Source organism: Kitasatospora sp. NPDC056800 (assembly GCF_042789775.1).
Lineage (GTDB): Bacteria > Actinomycetota > Actinomycetes > Streptomycetales > Streptomycetaceae > Kitasatospora.
Genome location: NZ_JBHUAL010000089.1, coordinates 18982 through 34697 on the forward strand (window position 1 = coordinate 18982; position 15716 = coordinate 34697).

The following is a 15716-nucleotide window of genomic DNA, read 5'->3' on the forward strand; positions in this document are numbered from 1 at the left end:
ACTGGAAGGGCCCGGCCGAGAGAGGTGAGGGCGATGGAGTGGAAACTCGAAGTCGTGGTGGTCCCGGTCTCCGACGTGGACCGCTCGAAGCTCTTCTACGAGGAGCAGGCCGGGTTCACCGTCGACCACGACACCCTGTTGCGGGACGGGATCCGGGTGATCCAGCTGACGCCCCCGGGTTCGGCCTGCTCCATCGTGGTGGGCAAGGGGGTGATCGACTCGCCGCCCGGATCGGTCAAGGGACTCCAGCTGGTGGTGCCGGACATCGAGAAGGCGCACGCCGAACTGGTGGCCCGCGGTGTGGAGGTCAGCCCGGTCCAGCACTTCGTGGCCGGGGCCCGGGTGGACGGGCACGGCGAGGCGTGGAACAACTTCCTGTTCTTCAACGACCCGGACGGGAACGGCTGGGCGATCCAGGAGGCGCCGCCCGCGGGCGGGCAGGCCGTCCTTGGGTAGGCTCCCAGGATGGCTGAACACGAGGGAAGCGTGCGGGTGGACAGCTGGATCTGGTCGGTCCGGCTGGTCAAGACGCGGGCGCTGGCGGCGGCCGCCTGCCGGGCCGGGCACGTCCGGGTGAACGGCGAGCGGGCCAAGCCCGCCCAGACGCTGAAGCCCGGGGACGAGGTGCGGCTCCGCGAGGAGGGCCACGAACGGGTCGTGGTGGTGAGCAAGCTGATCCGCAAGCGGGTCGGCGCCGTCGTCGCGGCGGAGTGCCTGGTCGACAACAGCCCGCCGCGGCCGCCGCGCGAGTTCGTCGCGGCGGCCGGGACGCGGGACCGCGGGGCCGGGCGGCCGACCAAGCGGGAGCGCCGCGACCTGGACCAGCTGCGCGGGCACTGAGCGGCGCGGAGCCGCTACGCGACGTCCGCGGTGGCGAGCACCTTGGCGAGGAAGCCGCCGAGGTTGCCCACCGTACGGTCGATCTGCAGCTCCAGCGGCAGCGACTCGTCGGGCCGGGTGACCAGCGTGGACTTCTTCAGCCCGCGCACGTAGAGCGAGCAGGCCAGGTCGGCGCAGATGTACGTGCCGACCGTGTTGCCCTCGCGCCCGGCCGCCCCGGCCCGGCGGGCGGCGAGCAGCGCGACCCCCGACCCGGCGTGCGCGGTGATGCACAGCGAGCACACGTTGGTCTTGGTCAGGCTGCGCCGGATCACCGAGGAGCGCAGCGTCACGCCGACCGGCTCGCCCTCGTACGGCGCCACCAGGTACGCCCGGTCGGGCGCGCCCTGGTCCCGCCAGCCGAGGAAGTCCAGCTGCTCCCAGGGCAGTTCGGCCAGACCCCGGGGCAGGTGGAGCCGGCGGGCCTCGCCCTTGGAGCAGTTGACGAAGGACGCGCGGATCTCGTTCTCGCTCAGGGGTTCCATGCCGCGGACGCTAACACCGGCCGGCCGGGCCTGTCGCGCCGTTTTCACCCGGTCCGTACCGGGTGGGCGGCCTGGACGGCGAGCCGGCGCGGGGCGTCCTCGCCGATCCGGGTGAGCAGGTCGTCCAGGGCGAGGAAGGCCTCCCAGCGCTCCTTCCCGCCGGCGGCGGCGAGGCGGTCGACGACCAGGTCCTCCAGGTCCTGGACCCGCTTGTTCTTCCAGGCCTTGTCGGCCAGGCCGACCAGCAGGTCCTCGACGGTGGTGCCGGGCTCGTCCCAGCTCGCGTGGGTGCGGGCGAAGCGGGCGAGGTGCTCGGGGACGCCGTGGGCGAGCAGCAGGGCGTGCCCGGCGGGCTCGTGCCGGGAGCCGGGGGCGGAGAGCTCCTCGGGGTGGACGGTCTTGCCGATGTCGTGGGTGGCGGCGCCGTAGAGGACGGCCGCGCGGTCGAAGGCCAGGCCTTCGCGGGCGCAGAACCCGGCGATCTCCTCGGCGACCCGGTGCACCAGCGCGAGGTGGGCGACCAGGCGGGGCGGGGCATCGACGGCCCGCAGCAGTTCGGCGACGTCGGTGGGCAGCGGCGGCAGGGCGGTGGTGGTCACGCCGCAGGGTAGCCGCGGGGGTGAGGGGTTGTCAGTGGGGTTCCGTAGCCTTCGACGGTCCGGTCCCGGCGTAGGAGGGAGGCGCCGGGACCGGGCGCGCGAACGGCTGCCGCTCGAAGCGGACGACTACCGCTTGAAGGCGACGCCGGCGTACGCGGAGACGTCCTGCCAGCCCTCGGGGAGTTCGGAGGTCGGCACGTGGCCCGCGACGGGGCGCCAGAGCGGGAGCTGGACGAGCCCGGGGCCGACGAAGTCGAAGTCGCCGAAGAAGGGCTCGACGCCGGAGCGCGGGCGCAGCACGAGCGGGGCGCTGGCGCTGCGGTAGATGCGGGTGCCCTCGGCGGCGCTCTCGCGGGAGGCGAAGTCGGGGCTGCCGTGGGAGAGGATCAGCGCGCTGCCGGGGGCGAGCGCGTCGCGCAGGGTGCGGACGATCTGCTGGGCGCCCTCCTCGTCGCGGATGAAGTGCAGGACGGCGACCAGCATCAGCGCGACCGGCTGGGAGAGGTCGACGGCGCCGGCCAGCCCGGGGTGGCCGAGGATCGTGGCCGGGTCGCGCAGGTCGGCCTCGATCACCGAGGTGTGCCCGGCGGGGTGGCCGGCCAGCAGGGCGCGGGCGTGGGTGGCGACGATCGGGTCGTTGTCCACGTACACCACCCGGGCGTCCGGGGCGACCCGCTGGGCGACCTCGCTGGTGGAGCCGACCGCCGGGATGCCGGTGCCGATGTCGACGAACTGGCGCACGCCCCGGCCCGCCACGTACTCCACCGCGCGGCCGAGGAACTGCCGGTTGGTGCGGGCCAGCAGCGGCAGCGCGGGGTAGGCGGCTATCGCGGCCTGGGCGGCCTTGCGGTCGGCCTCGAAGTTGTCCTTGCCGCCGAGGTAGTAGTCGTACATCCGGGCGGTGTGCGGGACGCCGGTGTCCAGCTCGCTCGGCGGCTGCCAGTCGCCGGTCCTGCCCCAGTCCCACTCGGTGTCCGTGCTCCGGCCGGTCGCCGCGCTGTCCTCGTACATCCTGTCCGCCCCCAATGCGCCATGCCGGAAGAGTTCGGCCACCGCCCGTCCTCACGCGGTGCGCGGTGATCGTATCCAAGGACACGCCGTGGAAACAGCGGGAGTTCAGGTTTACGCAACACCCGGTGACGGAGTGTGTGCACGTCAAGAAGGGTCCGGACGCTCGGCCCGGATCGCCCGCCCGAGCCGTCCTCTCTATGCTGGCTGCCGATGACTGCCGACCGCCGCAGCGTGCTGCGCACCACCGCCCGACTCGCCGCCCTTGCCGCCACCGGGGGGCTGCTGGCTGCCTGCGGCACCGGCACGCTCCGCCGGGCCGACCCGGGGGCGCTCGCCGCGCACCCCGGCACGGTGGACCCGCAGCACACCACCGACCCGGCCTGGAACGGCGGCGAGGGCCCGGCCTCCCCCGAGCCCACCGCCCCGGCGGAGCCCCGGCCCGACGCCGAGCCGACCGCGGCCGCCGCCGCCCAGCCCAGCGCCCCGCCGGCTCCGCCCGTGCTGCCGCCGCTCGCGCCCGGCACCCCGGTCGAGGTCGCGTACGGGCCGCGCACCGGGAAGAACGTGGCGCTCACCGTCCACGGCAGCGGCGACCCGAAACTGGCCACCGCCCTGCTGGAGATCGCCGAGCAGCGCGGCGCCAAGCTGACCGTGATGGTCGTCGGCAGCTGGCTCGACCAGCAGCCGCAGATGGCCCGGCGGATCCTGGACGGCGGCCACGAGCTGGGCAACCACACCCAGAACCACCTCAACATCTCCGCCATGACACCGGACCAGGCGCGCGCCGAGATCGCCCAGTGCGCGGAGCGCCTGCAGCGGCTCACCGGCTCGATCGGCCGCTGGTTCCGGCCCTCCGCCGCGCAGTACGCCACCCCGATGGTGCGCGAGCAGGCCAAGGCGGTCGGGTACGAGCACGTGCTGTCCTTCGACGTCGACCCGCGCGACTACAACGACCCCTCGGCGGCCGAGCTGCAGCGCCGGGTGCTGAACTCGGTGCGCGGCGGCTCGGTGGTGGCGCTGCACATGGGGCACCAGTGCACGGTGGACGCCCTGCCGGGCGTCCTGGACGGCCTGGCCAAGGCGGGGCTCAAGCCGGTGACCGCCAGCCAGCTCTGCGCCTGAGCGGCCGGGACCGGTCTGACGGGCCGCAGGGAACGCCCCAGGTCAGACCATCGGATCGTCATCCTTGTACGGACGCAGCCGCAGCGTACGGGCGTCCGCGGCGCGGATCGCGTCCGCCCGGTTGACCAGCTCCTCCAGGTCGTCCCGGCCGGCGTGGATGAACCGCCCGTGCAGTCCGTCGAAGCGGCCCCGGGCGGCGTCCACGGTGACCGCGACCATGTACGGGATGGAGCCCCAGGTCGTCGTCTCCTTGAACATCGGCATCCCGGCGGTCATGTCGGTGGCCACCGCGCCCGGGCTGACGTCGAGGACCACGACGCCGTTGCGGGCGAGCGAGTCCGCCATGTTGTCGGAGAGCTGGAGCAGCGCGCCCTTGGAGGTGGCGTACGCGGTGTAGTTGCCGTCCGGGCGCAGCGCGAAGCCGGAGTTGAGGTTGACCACCCGGCCGCTCCGGCGGGCGACCATGCCGGGGAGCACGCAGCGCAGCAGGTTGTAGGGGCCGCGCAGGTTGGTCTCGATCACCTGCCACCACTGGTTCGCGTCGGTCTCCCAGATCGGCACCTCGGCGCGGTCGACCAGGCCGGCGTTGTTGACCAGCAGGTCGATCGGCCCGAGGTCGCGCTCGACCAGCCGGACGGCCTCGCGCACCGAGCCGGGGCGGGTGACGTCGGCGGTCACCGCGACGCCCCGGGAGCCGCGCTTGACGCACTCCTTGAGCGTGTCGGTCAGCGTCTCGTGGGTGCGGCCGACCAGGCCGACGGACATCCCCTCGGCGGCCAGGCCGATGGCGAGCTCCCGGCCGATGCCCCGGCCCGCGCCGGTGATCAGGGCGACCTGTCCTGCGAGCGATCCCGTCGACACCCTGTGCTCCCTTCACGTCCCCGGCCCTGTCCGCGTCCGCCCCCGGCCCCCGTCTGCGGCATTCTGTCGGCAGCCGGGCGGAGCGGGCCCCGGGCACACGGGTCCGGGGCCGCTGCCTCACTCGTTCGGGTGAAGCCCGACCCTGGCACTACGCCGGGGAGGGGGTGACCTACTGGCCGGTACGGAGTAGTAACGTCGTCGGGGCGGTGACCGGTGCACCCATTCCGGCACACCGGCCCGTCGTCCAGCAGCTCGCTGGGCCACCCGAAAGCTGGGCGACCCCCAGCACCGTCGAAGGGCAACTGAGTGAGTGACATCGCGCGCGTCGGAGTGATCGGCTGCGGTCTGATGGGGTCGGGCATCGCCGAGGTCTTCGCCCGGGCCGGGCTGGACGTCCTGGTGTCGGAGGCCAGCGGTGAGGCGCTGGAGTTCGGCCGCACCCGGCTGACCAACTCCCTGGAGACGGCGGTCAAGCGGGGCAAGCTGAGCCCCGAGCAGCGGGACGAGGCGCTGGCCCGGCTGTCCTTCACCGTCGAGCTCTCCGACTTCGCCGACCGCGACCTGGTGGTCGAGGCCGTCGCCGAGCGCGAGGACATCAAGGTCAAGATCTTCGAGACCCTGGACCGGGTGGTCGAGCGCCGCGACGCGATCCTCGCCTCCAACACCTCCTCGATCCCGATCGTGAAGCTGGCCGCCGCCACCACCCGCCCGGAGCAGGTGATCGGCCTGCACTTCTTCAACCCGGCGCCGGTGCAGAAGCTGGTCGAGGTCATCCCGACCCTGACCACCTCGGCGACCACCACCGAGCGGGTCGAGGCCTTCGCCTCCCAGGTGCTCGGCAAGGAGCCGATCCGCGCCCGCGACCGGGCCGGCTTCGTGGTCAACGCGCTGCTGGTGCCGTACCTGCTGTCCGCGGTGCGGATGTTCGAGACGGGCGTGGCCACCGCCTCCGACATCGACAAGGGCATGGAGGCCGGCTGCGCCCACCCGATGGGCCCGCTGCGGCTGTGCGACCTGATCGGCCTGGACACCATCGTCTCGATCGCCGAGTCGATGTACGACGAGTACAAGGAGCCGCTGTACGCCGCTCCCCCGCTGCTCTCCCGGATGGTCGACGCGGGCCTGCTGGGCCGCAAGTCCGGCCGGGGCTTCTACGACTACACCGCGAGCGCCTGACACCCCGGCGCGACCGAACGGCGGGGCCCGGCGGCTGTGAACCAGCCGCCGGGCCCTTTCGCCTTGCCGGCGTCAGCTGTTGATGGCGTAGCTGTCGCCGTAGACCTTCCACTTCAGCGGCGGGTTGAGGTCGAAGTTCTTGGCGTTGAGGAAGACCAGCTGCTCGGTGTCGACCCGGCTGGTGTCGGAGTGCGCCTCCTCCTTCTTCATGACCACCTTGCGGGCGTCCAGGAAGGCCTTGAGGTAGGTGGCCTCGTCGCCGCCCTGGGCGGGGGTCTTGGCCTTCTTCAGGGCGGCGGCGCGGATGCCGCCGAAGCTGTCCGAGCTGTTGCCCGGGCCGTGCATGACGATGGCGTCGTAGTAGGCGAACTGGCCGAGCGCGCGCAGGCCGTCGCTCTTGGCCTGGTTGACGGCGGGGTTGAAGTACACCCGGTCGCGCTCGTCGTTCTGGGCCTGCTGGAAGACGGTGTCCTTGGCGGCGGTGGCCCAGTCCTTCTCGAACGCGGAGCCCAGCCCGGCGTGCGACTCGCTGCCGTTGACCTTCTTCAGGGCCGGCAGGTACTTGGCCAGGATGTTGCCGGGCTTGAGGTCGGTGTAGTGCTGGACCAGGTCCAGCATGTCACCGGTGCCGGAGCAGAAGCCGATGATGCCGGCGGTGTAGCCGCGGCCGTCCTTGATGTCCTCGATGTACTTGTACTGGGCCTTCCAGTCCAGCGACGAGTTCTCCGCGCTGGACACCAGCTGCATGGCGATGTCCTTCTTGTGCGGGTCGTCCAGCCCGACGCCCTTGAGCTGGACGGCGGCGGCGGGCGACGGGGCGGCCTGGGCCGCCGAGGTGGCCGCGACGGTCAGCGGCGCGGCCACCAGGGCGGCGGCGAGGGCGATGCGGAGGGCACGACGGGGCTGAGGGCGCATGGGACGCTCCGATTCCTCGTGGGGTTAGGAAACTTTCCTAACGAGAAAAAGGAAACGCTCTCGGCCCGGCTCCCGCAAGGGTTTTGACCGAACCTCTTCAAGAGATCTTGAAGGCCGGCGGCCGGGTCGCGACGCCCGGGCGACCGTCCGGTCGAGCCGGGGAAACGGCCGGGACAACACCGGGGAAACGGAGAGGGCCCCGCCCCGGACTCGTGGTCCGGGACGGGGCCCTCCTCGGGCGCTGCCGCGTCAGGCGCCGCGCAGCACCGCGCCGGTGCGGGCGACGGCCTCGGCGACGGCCGCCTCACGGGCGGCGGTGGCCTCGTCGGCGGTCAGCGTGCGGTCGACCGCGCGGAAGCGCAGCGCGTACGCCAGCGACTTCCGGCCCTCGCCGACCTGCTCGCCGGTGAACACGTCGAACAGCCGGATGGCCTCCAGCAGTTCGCCCGCGCCGGCCCGCAGCGCGGCCTCGACCTCGGCCGCCGGGACGGCGGTGTCGACGATCAGCGCGACGTCCTGGGTGGCCACCGGGAAGCCGGAGACCGCCGGGCCGTTGACGCGCTCGGCGCCGTCCGCCGTCAGCAGGTCGATGTCGATCTCCATCGCGGCGGTACGGGCCGGCAGCCCGAGCGCCTTGACCACCCGCGGGTGCAGCTCACCGGCGTGGCCGACCACCCGGTCGGTGCCGGCCACCAGCAGCTCGGCGCAGCGGCCCGGGTGCCACGGCGCCAACTGGCCCTGGCGGACGGTCAGTTCGACGCCGGCCGCACGGGCCACCGTGCGGGCCGCCTCGACGGCGTCCGCCCAGGAGGCCTGGGAGCCCTTGCCCCACCAGCCCGACGGCAGCCGCTCGCCCGCGAGGGCGACGGCGATCCGGCGCGGCTGGTCCGGCAGCGCGGCGTCCAGCGCGGCCAGCTCCTCGTCGCTGGGCCGGTGGTCGACCGCCGGACGCGGGGCCACGCTCAGCTCGTCCTTGGGCAGGAAGACCGTGCCGGTCTCGAAGACCGCCAGGTCGGTGTTGCCCCGGCCGACGTTGCGGCGCAGCGCGCCGAGCAGGCCCGGCAGCAGCGTGGTGCGCAGCGCCGGCTCCTCGTCGTTCAGCGGGTTGACCAGCTTCACCGTGCGGCGGCGCCGGTCGTCCGCCTCCAGGCCGAGCGCCTCGAAGGCGGGCTCGCCGAGGAACGGGTAGTTGTTGACCTCGACGTAGCCGGCCGCGGCCAGCGCGACGCCGATCCGACGGTGCACCCGCTGGGCCTCGGTCAGACCCTTGCCCGGGGGGACGTTGGGCATCCGGGCGGGGACGTTGTCGTAGCCCTCCAGCCGGATGACCTCCTCGGCGAGGTCGTACGGGTCCGTGAGGTCGGGCCGCCAGGTCGGCGGGGTGACCTCCAGGACGTCGGCGCCGGAGACCGAGCAGCCGATCTCCTGCAGGCGCCGGGTGACGGTCTCGCGGCCGTACCCGGTGCCGGCGACCCGGTCGGGCAGGTCGGCGGCGATGGTGATGGTGCGCACCGGGTGCGGGGCCGCGATGTCGGTGACCCCGGCCTCGGCGGTGCCGCCGGCGATCAGGACCAGCAGGTCGACGGCGCGCTGCGCGGCGGCGCGGGTGGCCTCCGGGTCGACGCCGCGCTCGAAGCGCTTGGACGCCTCGGAGGGCAGCTTGTGCCGCTTGGCGCTGCGGGCGATGGCGACCGCGTCGAAGTGCGCCGCCTCGATGATCACCTCGGTGGTGCCCGGGCCTGCGGCCGGGTCGAGGATCTCGGTGGAGGCGCCGCCCATCACGCCGGCCAGGCCGATCGGGCCGCTGTTGTCGCAGATCAGCAGGTCCTCGGCGGAGAGCTTGCGCTCGACCCCGTCGAGGGTGGTGAGGGTCTCGCCCTGCGCCGCCCGGCGGACCGTGATCGGGCCGTCCACGCGCTGCTTGTCGTAGGCGTGCAGCGGCTGGCCGACCTCCAGCATCACGTAGTTGGTGATGTCGACGGTCAGCGAGATCGGGCGGATGCCCGACTTCTGGAGCCGGCGCTGCAGCCAGATCGGGGACTTGGCGTTCGGGTCGACGCCGACGACCGTACGGGCCACGAAGCGGTCGCAGCCGGTCTGGTCGTTGACCTTCACCAGGTAGCCGAAGGAGTTCGCCGGCGGCACGTCGAGCAGCGCCGGGTCGGCCAGCGGCAGCCCGTACGCGGCGGCGGCCTCACGGGCCACACCGCGCATGGACAGGCAGTAGCCGCGGTCCGGGGTGACGGCGATGTCGAGCACCTCGTCGACGAGCTGGAGCAGCTCGATGGCGTCGGTGCCGGGCTCGTACTCCGGCGGGAGCACGATGATGCCGTTGTGGTCGTCGCCCATGCCCAGCTCGCGGGCGGAGCAGATCATGCCGGCCGAGGTGTGGCCGTAGGTCTTGCGGGCCGCGATCGGGAACGGGCCGGGCAGGACGGCGCCCGGGAGCACGACCACGACCTTGTCGCCGACGGCGAAGTTGGTCGCACCGCAGACGATCTCCTGCGGGTCGCCGGTGCCGTTGGCGTCGCCGACGTTCACGAAGCAGTGCCGGATCGGCTTCTTGAAGCCGGACAGCTCCTCGATGGAGAGCACCTCGCCGACCACCAGCGGGCCCTTGAAGTCCGCGCCGATCTGCTCGACGGTCTCGACCTCCAGGCCGGCCCGGACCAGGCGCTCCGCGACGTCACGGCCGGTCTCGCCGGCCGGCAGGTCGACGTACTCGCGCAGCCAGGAAAGCGGGACGCGCATCAGATCTCCATCCCGAACGGGAGGGTGAAGCGGACGTCACCCTCGACCATGTCGCGCATGTCGGCGACGTTGTGACGATTCATCAGGATCCGCTCCAGGCCCAGGCCGAAGGCGAACCCGCTGTAGCGGTTCGGGTCGACACCGCAGGCGACCAGCACCCGCGGGTTGACCACGCCGCAGCCGCCGAGCTCGATCCAGCCCTCGGAGGAGCAGGTCCGGCACGGGCGGTCCGGGTTGCCGACGCTCTCGCCGCGGCACACGAAGCACTGGAGGTCGATCTCCGCGCTCGGCTCGGTGAACGGGAAGTACGACGGGCGCCAGCGCAGCTCCAGGCCGCCGCCGATCAGCTTCTCGACCAGCACCTCGATGGTGCCCTTGAGGTCCGCGAAGGTGATGCCCTCGTCCACCGCGAGGCCCTCGACCTGGCGGAAGACCGGGGTGTGGGTGGCGTCCAGCTCGTCCGTCCGGTAGACCCGGCCGGGGCAGACCACGTAGAGCGGGGGCTCGCGGTCGAGCATGGTGCGGGCCTGGACCGGGGAGGTCTGGGTGCGCAGCACCACGCCGGAGTCCGCGGAGCCGTCCGGGGCCTGGACCCAGAAGGTGTCCTGCATCGAGCGGGCCGGGTGGTCCGGGCCCAGGTTGAGGGCGTCGAAGTTGAGCCACTCGGCCTCGACCTCGGGGCCCTCCGCGACCTGGTAGCCCATCGCGACGAAGGTGTCCTCGATGCGCTCGGCCATGGTGGTCAGCGGGTGCCGGGCGCCGCGCGGGGCGCGGTCGTACGGCAGCGTGACGTCCACCGCCTCCTCGACCAGCACGCGGGCGTCCCGCTCCGCCTCCAGCTCGGCCTGCCGCTGGGCGAGGGCCTTGTTGACGGCCCCGCGGGCCTGACCGATCAGCTTTCCGGCGGCCGCCTTGGCGTGCGGGGGCAGGGCCCCGATCTCGCGATTGGCGAGCGAGAGCGCGGAGCGGTCGCCGGTGTGGGCGACCTTGGCCTGCTTCAGCTCGTCCAGGGAGCCGGCGGCGGCGAACGCGGCGACCGCCTCGTCCCGCGCCTGCTCCACCACCTCGGGCTTGAGGGCCTCGACCTCGACCGGGTCGTACGACTTGTTGGGTGCCGACATCTCTATCTTTCCCGTGCTCCTGCTCGTCCGTGCTCAAGGTCTTTGGGCCAACGCCAAAGGCCGAGTGTAGTCGCAGCGTGTATCACCGCTGCCGCGAAGCCCGTCCGGGGGGAACGACGTCCGACCTGCCCCGGCGCTCAGAGCATGAAGTCGGGCACCCCGGCGGGCAGGATAAATCGGAACCGGGCGCCGCCGCCGGGCGCGCGGTCGACGCGGATCGAGCCGCCGTGGGCCTCCACGATGCCCTTGACGATGTAGAGGCCCAGGCCCGTACCGCCGCGCTTGGAGCCGCGCCAGAAGCGGGTGAAGACGCGCGGCACCGCCTCCTCGGGGATGCCGCTGCCTTCGTCGCTCACGGTGACCGCCGTACCTTCCACGATGCGGGGCGGGGTGCCGTTGCGCTCCCAGACGGGCGCCTCGACGACCTCCTTGGCCGGTGCCACCTCGATCGTGACAGTTCCCTCACCGTGCCGCACCGCATTTTCCAGCAGGTTGGCCAGCACCTGGTCGACCTTGTCCGGGTCGGCCCACAGGACGGTCAGCGGCTCGCTGATCCGGATGTCGAACCGGTCCTCGGGGATGCCGGTGGCGACCTTGCGCTCGACGTGCCGGCGCACCGCCGCCGCCAGGTCCACCACCTGCTTGCGCAGCTCCAGCCGGCCGGCGTCGATCCGGGAGATGTCCAGCAGCTCGGCGATCAGCCGGGTGACCCGGTCCGCGTCGGCGTCCACGGTCTCCAGCATCAGCCGCTTCTGCCCGTCGGTGAACCGCTCCCACTTGGCCAGCAGCGTCGCCGTGAAGCCCTTGACGCTCGTCAGCGGGGAGCGCAGCTCGTGCGCCACGGTGGCGATCAGCTCGGCGTGGCTGCGCTCGGTGCGGCGCCGGGCCTCGGTGCCGCGCAGCGCGATCACCAGGCGCTCCAGCGGCCCGCCCGGGGCGCCGCGCACGTACCGGGCGGAGACCAGCACCTCACGCCCGCCGGGCAGCAGCAGGTTGCGCTCCGGCTGGCCGGTGCGGATGGCCAGGCCGCCGTACGGATCGGTCAGCTGCCACCAGCGGCGGCCGTCCAGGTCCTCCAGCGGGAGGGCGTCCTCCAGCCCGCTGCCGAGCGCGGCCTGCGGGAGCACGCCGGTGAGCCGGGCCGCGGCCCGGTTGAAGCAGACCACCCGGCCCAGCGCGTCGGCGACCACCAGGCCGTCCGGCAGGTCGTCCGGGTCGAGCTCTGGCCCGCTGCCGACCATGGGTTGCCTCCCCGATTACCCACCGTGCCGTTCCCCCCACAGAGGCAGACCCTAGCGTCTCCCAGGCGGGTGTAGTAGGGCTTGCAACGGGGAGATCCCGGTGCGCCCCCGGGTGCGTCAGGCGTTCGAGCGGCAGCCGCCGGGCGAACGCTGCGCCCGGGCCGAGGCGTACAGGCAGACGGCCGCGGCCGTGGCCAGGTTGAGGCTCTCGGCGTGGCCGTGGATCGGAACGCGCACGACCTCGTCGGTGAGCGCGCGGGTCTCCTCCGGAAGCCCCCACGCCTCGTTGCCGAACACCCATGCGCCGGGCGCGCCCAGCGTGCCCTCGTCCAGCTCCTGGTCCAGGTCCCGCTCCCCCGCGCCGTCCGCGGCGAGCACCCGGACACCGGCCTCGCGCAGCCTGCCGACGGCCTCCTCGACCGGCACGCCGACCGCCACCGGCAGGTGGAACAGGCTGCCCACGGAGGCCCGGACGGCCTTCGGGTTGTAGAGGTCCACCGAGGCGTCGGTGAGCACCACGGCGTCCGCGCCGGCCGCGTCGGCGGTGCGCAGCACCGTGCCGGCGTTCCCGGGGTCGCGCACGTGGGCGAGGACCGCGACCAGCTTGGGGCGGGCCCTGAGCACCTCGTCGAACGGGGTGTCGATGAAGCGGCAGAGCGCCACGATGCCCTGCGGGGTCACGGTGTCGCAGATGTCGGCGATCACCTCGTCGGTGGCGGTCAGCACCGGCAGCCCCTCCGCCAGGGCGGCCTCGACGATGCCGGCGTGCCGCTCGGCGGCCTCCTGGGTCGTGTAGACCTCGACCACGGCGTGCTCGCCGCTGCCCGGCAGCCTGCCGAAGGCGACGGCCTCCCGGACGGCCTGCGGGCCCTCGACCAGGAAGCGGCGCTCCTTGCCGCGCTGGCTTCGCTTGGCCAGCCGGCGGGCGGCGACGACGCGCGGCGAGCGCAGGGAGGTCAGCAGGGGGGTGTCGGTGCTCGGCATGGTCTCGATCTCTGAGGGCGCTGAAGGAGGGGGGCGAAAGCAGGACCGGACCCGCAGGCGAGCCTGCGGGTCCGGTCAGAGCTCAACCGATCTCGGAAGATCAGGCGGCGTCCGCGGCGGCCTTCGGGGCGTTCACGTCGGCCGGCAGCGCCTTCTGGGCGACCTCGACCAGGGAGGCGAACGCACCCGGGTCGTTGACGGCCAGGTCGGCCAGCATCTTGCGGTCGATCTCGACGCTGGCGGCCTTCAGGCCCTGCACGAAGCGGTTGTAGGTGATGCCGTTGGCACGGGCCGCAGCGTTGATGCGCTGGATCCACAGCTGACGGAAGTCGCCCTTGCGCTTCTTGCGGTCGTTGAAGTTGTAGACCAGCGAGTGGGTGACCTGCTCCTTGGCCTTGCGGTACAGGCGCGAACGCTGGCCACGGTAGCCGCTGGCGCGCTCCAGGATGACCCGGCGCTTCTTGTGGGCGTTGACTGCCCGCTTGACGCGTGCCACTTGATTACTCCTTGGGTTGGACCACGGACTACTTCACGTGGTCCGTCATTCGAATGGGTCGGGAAGGATCAGCTGCCCCGCTCACGGCTCGCGCCGGGCGGGAGGGCGATCACTTGCCGAGAAGCTTCTTGATCTTCTTGGCGTCAGCGGGGGCCAGCTCGACGGTCCCGGCCAGCTTGCGGGTCAGCGTCGAGGGCTTGTGCTCCAGGAGGTGGCGGCGGCCGGCGCGCTCGCGCAGCACCTTGCCAGAGCCACTGATCTTGAAGCGCTTGCTGGCGCCACTGTGCGTCTTCTGCTTCGGCATTTCGCCGTATCTCCTCGTCAGTCCCGTCCGCGCCCGCGCGACGTGCGCCGCGCGGGCGTGAACTGGATGGATCTGCGGTGACCGGGCGGGACGCCCCGTCACCCTGGGGGCCGGTCTCCCGGGCCTCCTGGCCGGTGAGGGCTCAGGCGCCCTGGGAGGCGGCCGGCTGCTCGACCGGAGCGTCGGCCTCGACGGCCGGCGCCTCGGCCGGGGCGTCCTCGGCCTCGGTCACGACGTCCTCGACGTCGGTCACGACGTCCTCGATGTCGGTCACGACGTCCTCGTCCTCGATGTCCGCAGCGGCGTCGGGGCCGCCGGTGCGGCCCTGACGCTCGGCCTTGCGGGCGTCCGCGAGGGCGCGGGCCTCGGCCATCGCCTCGGTCTTCTTCTTGTGCGGGCCAAGAACCATGATCATGTTACGGCCGTCCTGCTTGGGCGAGGACTCGACGAAGCCCAGGTCCTGGACGTCGTCGGCGAGCCGCTGGAGCAGACGGAAGCCCAGCTCGGGGCGGGACTGCTCACGACCGCGGAACATGATCGTGATCTTGACCTTGTCGCCCTGCTTGAGGAACCGGACGACGTGACCCTTCTTGGTGTCATAGTCGTGCGGGTCGATCTTCGGCCGGAGCTTCATCTCCTTGATGACCGTGTGCGCCTGGTTCTTGCGCGCCTCACGGGCCTTCATGGCCGACTCGTACTTGAACTTGCCGTAGTCCATGAGCTTGCACACCGGCGGCCGGGCGGTCGCCGCGACCTCGACCAGGTCGAGGTCGTACTCCTGCGCGAGCTCCAGCGCCTTGGCAAGCGGCACGATGCCGACCTGCTCGCCGCTGGGACCGACGAGTCGCACCTCGGGGACGCGAATCCGGTCGTTGATGCGGGGCTCGGTGCTGATGGGGCCTCCTCGGTTGCACCTTCTGCGATGCGGCCGTCGGACGGCGGTCGCACGTAGTGGACTCGACCACTGGGCGGGGCTTCATTCGTGCTGCGCTGTCCGGCTACGTACACCGCCACACGAAAAAAGCCCCGCTCGGTACAAGCGGGGCTCCACACAACCGGGGGCTGCGCCCGGTGAGGGGCGCTGCGGCGACTCGGCGCCAGGGGCGCCCGTCGCGGACCGGGACCCGTCGGCCGCGAGGCCGACAAGGTGGGAGACTTTCGCGGTTGCCCTCTCGGGCCTCCTCAGTGGAGCCTCCACTTGCTGGCCGAGTGCCCATACGGGATCCCGGCCGGTCAGTCTCGAAGCTTACAGCGTCACGCGGTCGAACGCTATTCCGCCCCGGCGCGGACCCCCTTGTACGCTCCACGTGTACCCACACGGCACAACGGAACGAGCCACCCTTGAGCAGCGAGCCCACCCAGAACCCCGGCGCGGACGACGACGCGATCGGCTTCGACGACCTCACCCGCGACATCGCCGAGGTCCCGGCCGTCGAGGTGATCACCACCGTCGCCGTGCACCTGATGAGCGCCGCCGCGGTCAAGTGCGGTCTCGCCGAGGGCGGCGACAAGGACAAGGACCTGGACGAGGCCCGCAAGCTGATCACCGCGCTCGCCGGGCTGGTCACCGCCGGCGCCCCGGAGATCAGCAACTTCCACGCCGCGCCGCTGCGGGACGGGCTGCGCTCGCTCCAGCTCGCGTTCCGCGAGGCGTCCGTCGTCCCGGACGCGCCGGGCGCGGGGCCGGGCGAGAAGTTCACCGGGCCGGTCTACTCCTGAAGTCCGGACGGGGAAAAGGGGGAGGTCAGCCTACTAGTCTAGTAGGCTGACC

17 protein-coding genes are annotated in these 15716 nt (G+C 72.6%); 5 read left to right on the plus strand and 12 right to left on the minus strand.

Features of this window, described 5'->3' with window-relative positions; all coding sequences use genetic code 11:
- Positions 1 to 33 precede the first annotated feature (33 nt).
- Together ACFRQN_RS20505 and ACFRQN_RS20510 are read left to right on the plus strand one after the other, a co-directional pair.
- Complete coding sequence (locus ACFRQN_RS20505; protein WP_117487181.1) at positions 34 to 456, plus strand: VOC family protein; 423 nt, start codon at positions 34 to 36, stop codon at positions 454 to 456.
- A 9-nt stretch (positions 457 to 465) separates the two neighbouring features.
- The gene (locus ACFRQN_RS20510) at positions 466 to 840 is read left to right on the plus strand and encodes an RNA-binding S4 domain-containing protein (protein WP_074002351.1); all 375 of its coding nucleotides are present in this window, start codon (positions 466 to 468) and stop codon (positions 838 to 840) included.
- A 14-nt stretch (positions 841 to 854) separates the two neighbouring features.
- Here the strand turns inward: ACFRQN_RS20510 and ACFRQN_RS20515 are convergent, their stop codons facing one another.
- The 3 genes from ACFRQN_RS20515 to ACFRQN_RS20525 form a co-directional block, all read right to left on the minus strand.
- A complete protein-coding gene (locus ACFRQN_RS20515; RefSeq protein WP_049652075.1) occupies positions 855 to 1364 on the minus strand; it encodes an FBP domain-containing protein in 510 nt (169 codons plus the stop codon).
- A 44-nt stretch (positions 1365 to 1408) separates the two neighbouring features.
- Entirely contained in the window at positions 1409 to 1963 is a 555-nt protein-coding gene (locus tag ACFRQN_RS20520) for a phosphohydrolase (RefSeq protein ID WP_380741458.1), read from the minus strand.
- A 126-nt stretch (positions 1964 to 2089) separates the two neighbouring features.
- Positions 2090 to 2974, minus strand: coding sequence for an SAM-dependent methyltransferase (locus ACFRQN_RS20525; protein WP_079272094.1), 885 nt, complete (start codon positions 2972 to 2974; stop codon positions 2090 to 2092).
- Positions 2975 to 3184: 210 nt separating this feature from the next.
- Between ACFRQN_RS20525 and ACFRQN_RS20530 the strand changes: the two genes are divergently transcribed.
- Positions 3185 to 4096: a polysaccharide deacetylase family protein gene (locus tag ACFRQN_RS20530; RefSeq protein ID WP_380741459.1), complete on the plus strand. Its 912-nt coding sequence runs from the start codon at positions 3185 to 3187 to the stop codon at positions 4094 to 4096.
- A 42-nt stretch (positions 4097 to 4138) separates the two neighbouring features.
- On the opposite strand, the gene ACFRQN_RS20535 is transcribed toward ACFRQN_RS20530, so the two are convergent.
- Positions 4139 to 4957, minus strand: coding sequence for an SDR family NAD(P)-dependent oxidoreductase (locus tag ACFRQN_RS20535; protein ID WP_074002350.1), 819 nt, complete (start codon positions 4955 to 4957; stop codon positions 4139 to 4141).
- Between the two features lie 306 nt (positions 4958 to 5263).
- On the opposite strand from ACFRQN_RS20535, the gene ACFRQN_RS20540 reads away from it, so the two are divergent.
- Positions 5264 to 6133, plus strand: a complete 870-nt coding sequence (locus ACFRQN_RS20540) for a 3-hydroxybutyryl-CoA dehydrogenase (protein ID WP_074002349.1) — start codon at positions 5264 to 5266, stop codon at positions 6131 to 6133.
- A gap of 72 nt (positions 6134 to 6205) precedes the next feature.
- On the opposite strand, the gene ACFRQN_RS20545 is transcribed toward ACFRQN_RS20540, so the two are convergent.
- The 8 genes from ACFRQN_RS20545 to infC form a co-directional block, all read right to left on the minus strand.
- Complete coding sequence (locus tag ACFRQN_RS20545; protein WP_049649866.1) at positions 6206 to 7048, minus strand: chitosanase; 843 nt, start codon at positions 7046 to 7048, stop codon at positions 6206 to 6208.
- A gap of 249 nt (positions 7049 to 7297) precedes the next feature.
- Positions 7298 to 9799: a phenylalanine--tRNA ligase subunit beta gene (pheT, locus tag ACFRQN_RS20550; protein ID WP_380741460.1), complete on the minus strand. Its 2502-nt coding sequence runs from the start codon at positions 9797 to 9799 to the stop codon at positions 7298 to 7300.
- Complete coding sequence (gene pheS, locus ACFRQN_RS20555; RefSeq protein ID WP_049649868.1) at positions 9799 to 10920, minus strand: phenylalanine--tRNA ligase subunit alpha; 1122 nt, start codon at positions 10918 to 10920, stop codon at positions 9799 to 9801. Before pheS ends, pheT begins: the two co-directional genes overlap by 1 nt.
- A gap of 137 nt (positions 10921 to 11057) precedes the next feature.
- Complete coding sequence (locus tag ACFRQN_RS20560) at positions 11058 to 12161, minus strand: ATP-binding protein (RefSeq protein ID WP_049649869.1); 1104 nt, start codon at positions 12159 to 12161, stop codon at positions 11058 to 11060.
- A gap of 117 nt (positions 12162 to 12278) precedes the next feature.
- Positions 12279 to 13145, minus strand: coding sequence for an RNA methyltransferase (locus ACFRQN_RS20565; protein ID WP_049649870.1), 867 nt, complete (start codon positions 13143 to 13145; stop codon positions 12279 to 12281).
- 100 nt (positions 13146 to 13245) lie between these two features.
- Positions 13246 to 13641, minus strand: coding sequence for a 50S ribosomal protein L20 (gene rplT / locus ACFRQN_RS20570; protein ID WP_030055649.1), 396 nt, complete (start codon positions 13639 to 13641; stop codon positions 13246 to 13248).
- Between the two features lie 109 nt (positions 13642 to 13750).
- Complete coding sequence (gene rpmI / locus ACFRQN_RS20575) at positions 13751 to 13945, minus strand: 50S ribosomal protein L35 (RefSeq protein WP_030055648.1); 195 nt, start codon at positions 13943 to 13945, stop codon at positions 13751 to 13753.
- Between the two features lie 142 nt (positions 13946 to 14087).
- Entirely contained in the window at positions 14088 to 14840 is a 753-nt protein-coding gene (gene infC / locus ACFRQN_RS20580; RefSeq protein WP_380741461.1) for a translation initiation factor IF-3, read from the minus strand.
- Positions 14841 to 15286: 446 nt separating this feature from the next.
- On the opposite strand from infC, the gene ACFRQN_RS20585 reads away from it, so the two are divergent.
- Positions 15287 to 15664 (plus strand): DUF1844 domain-containing protein, encoded by a 378-nt coding sequence (locus tag ACFRQN_RS20585; RefSeq protein WP_049649872.1) that lies wholly within the window; start codon positions 15287 to 15289, stop codon positions 15662 to 15664.
- Positions 15665 to 15716: the final 52 nt, after the last annotated feature.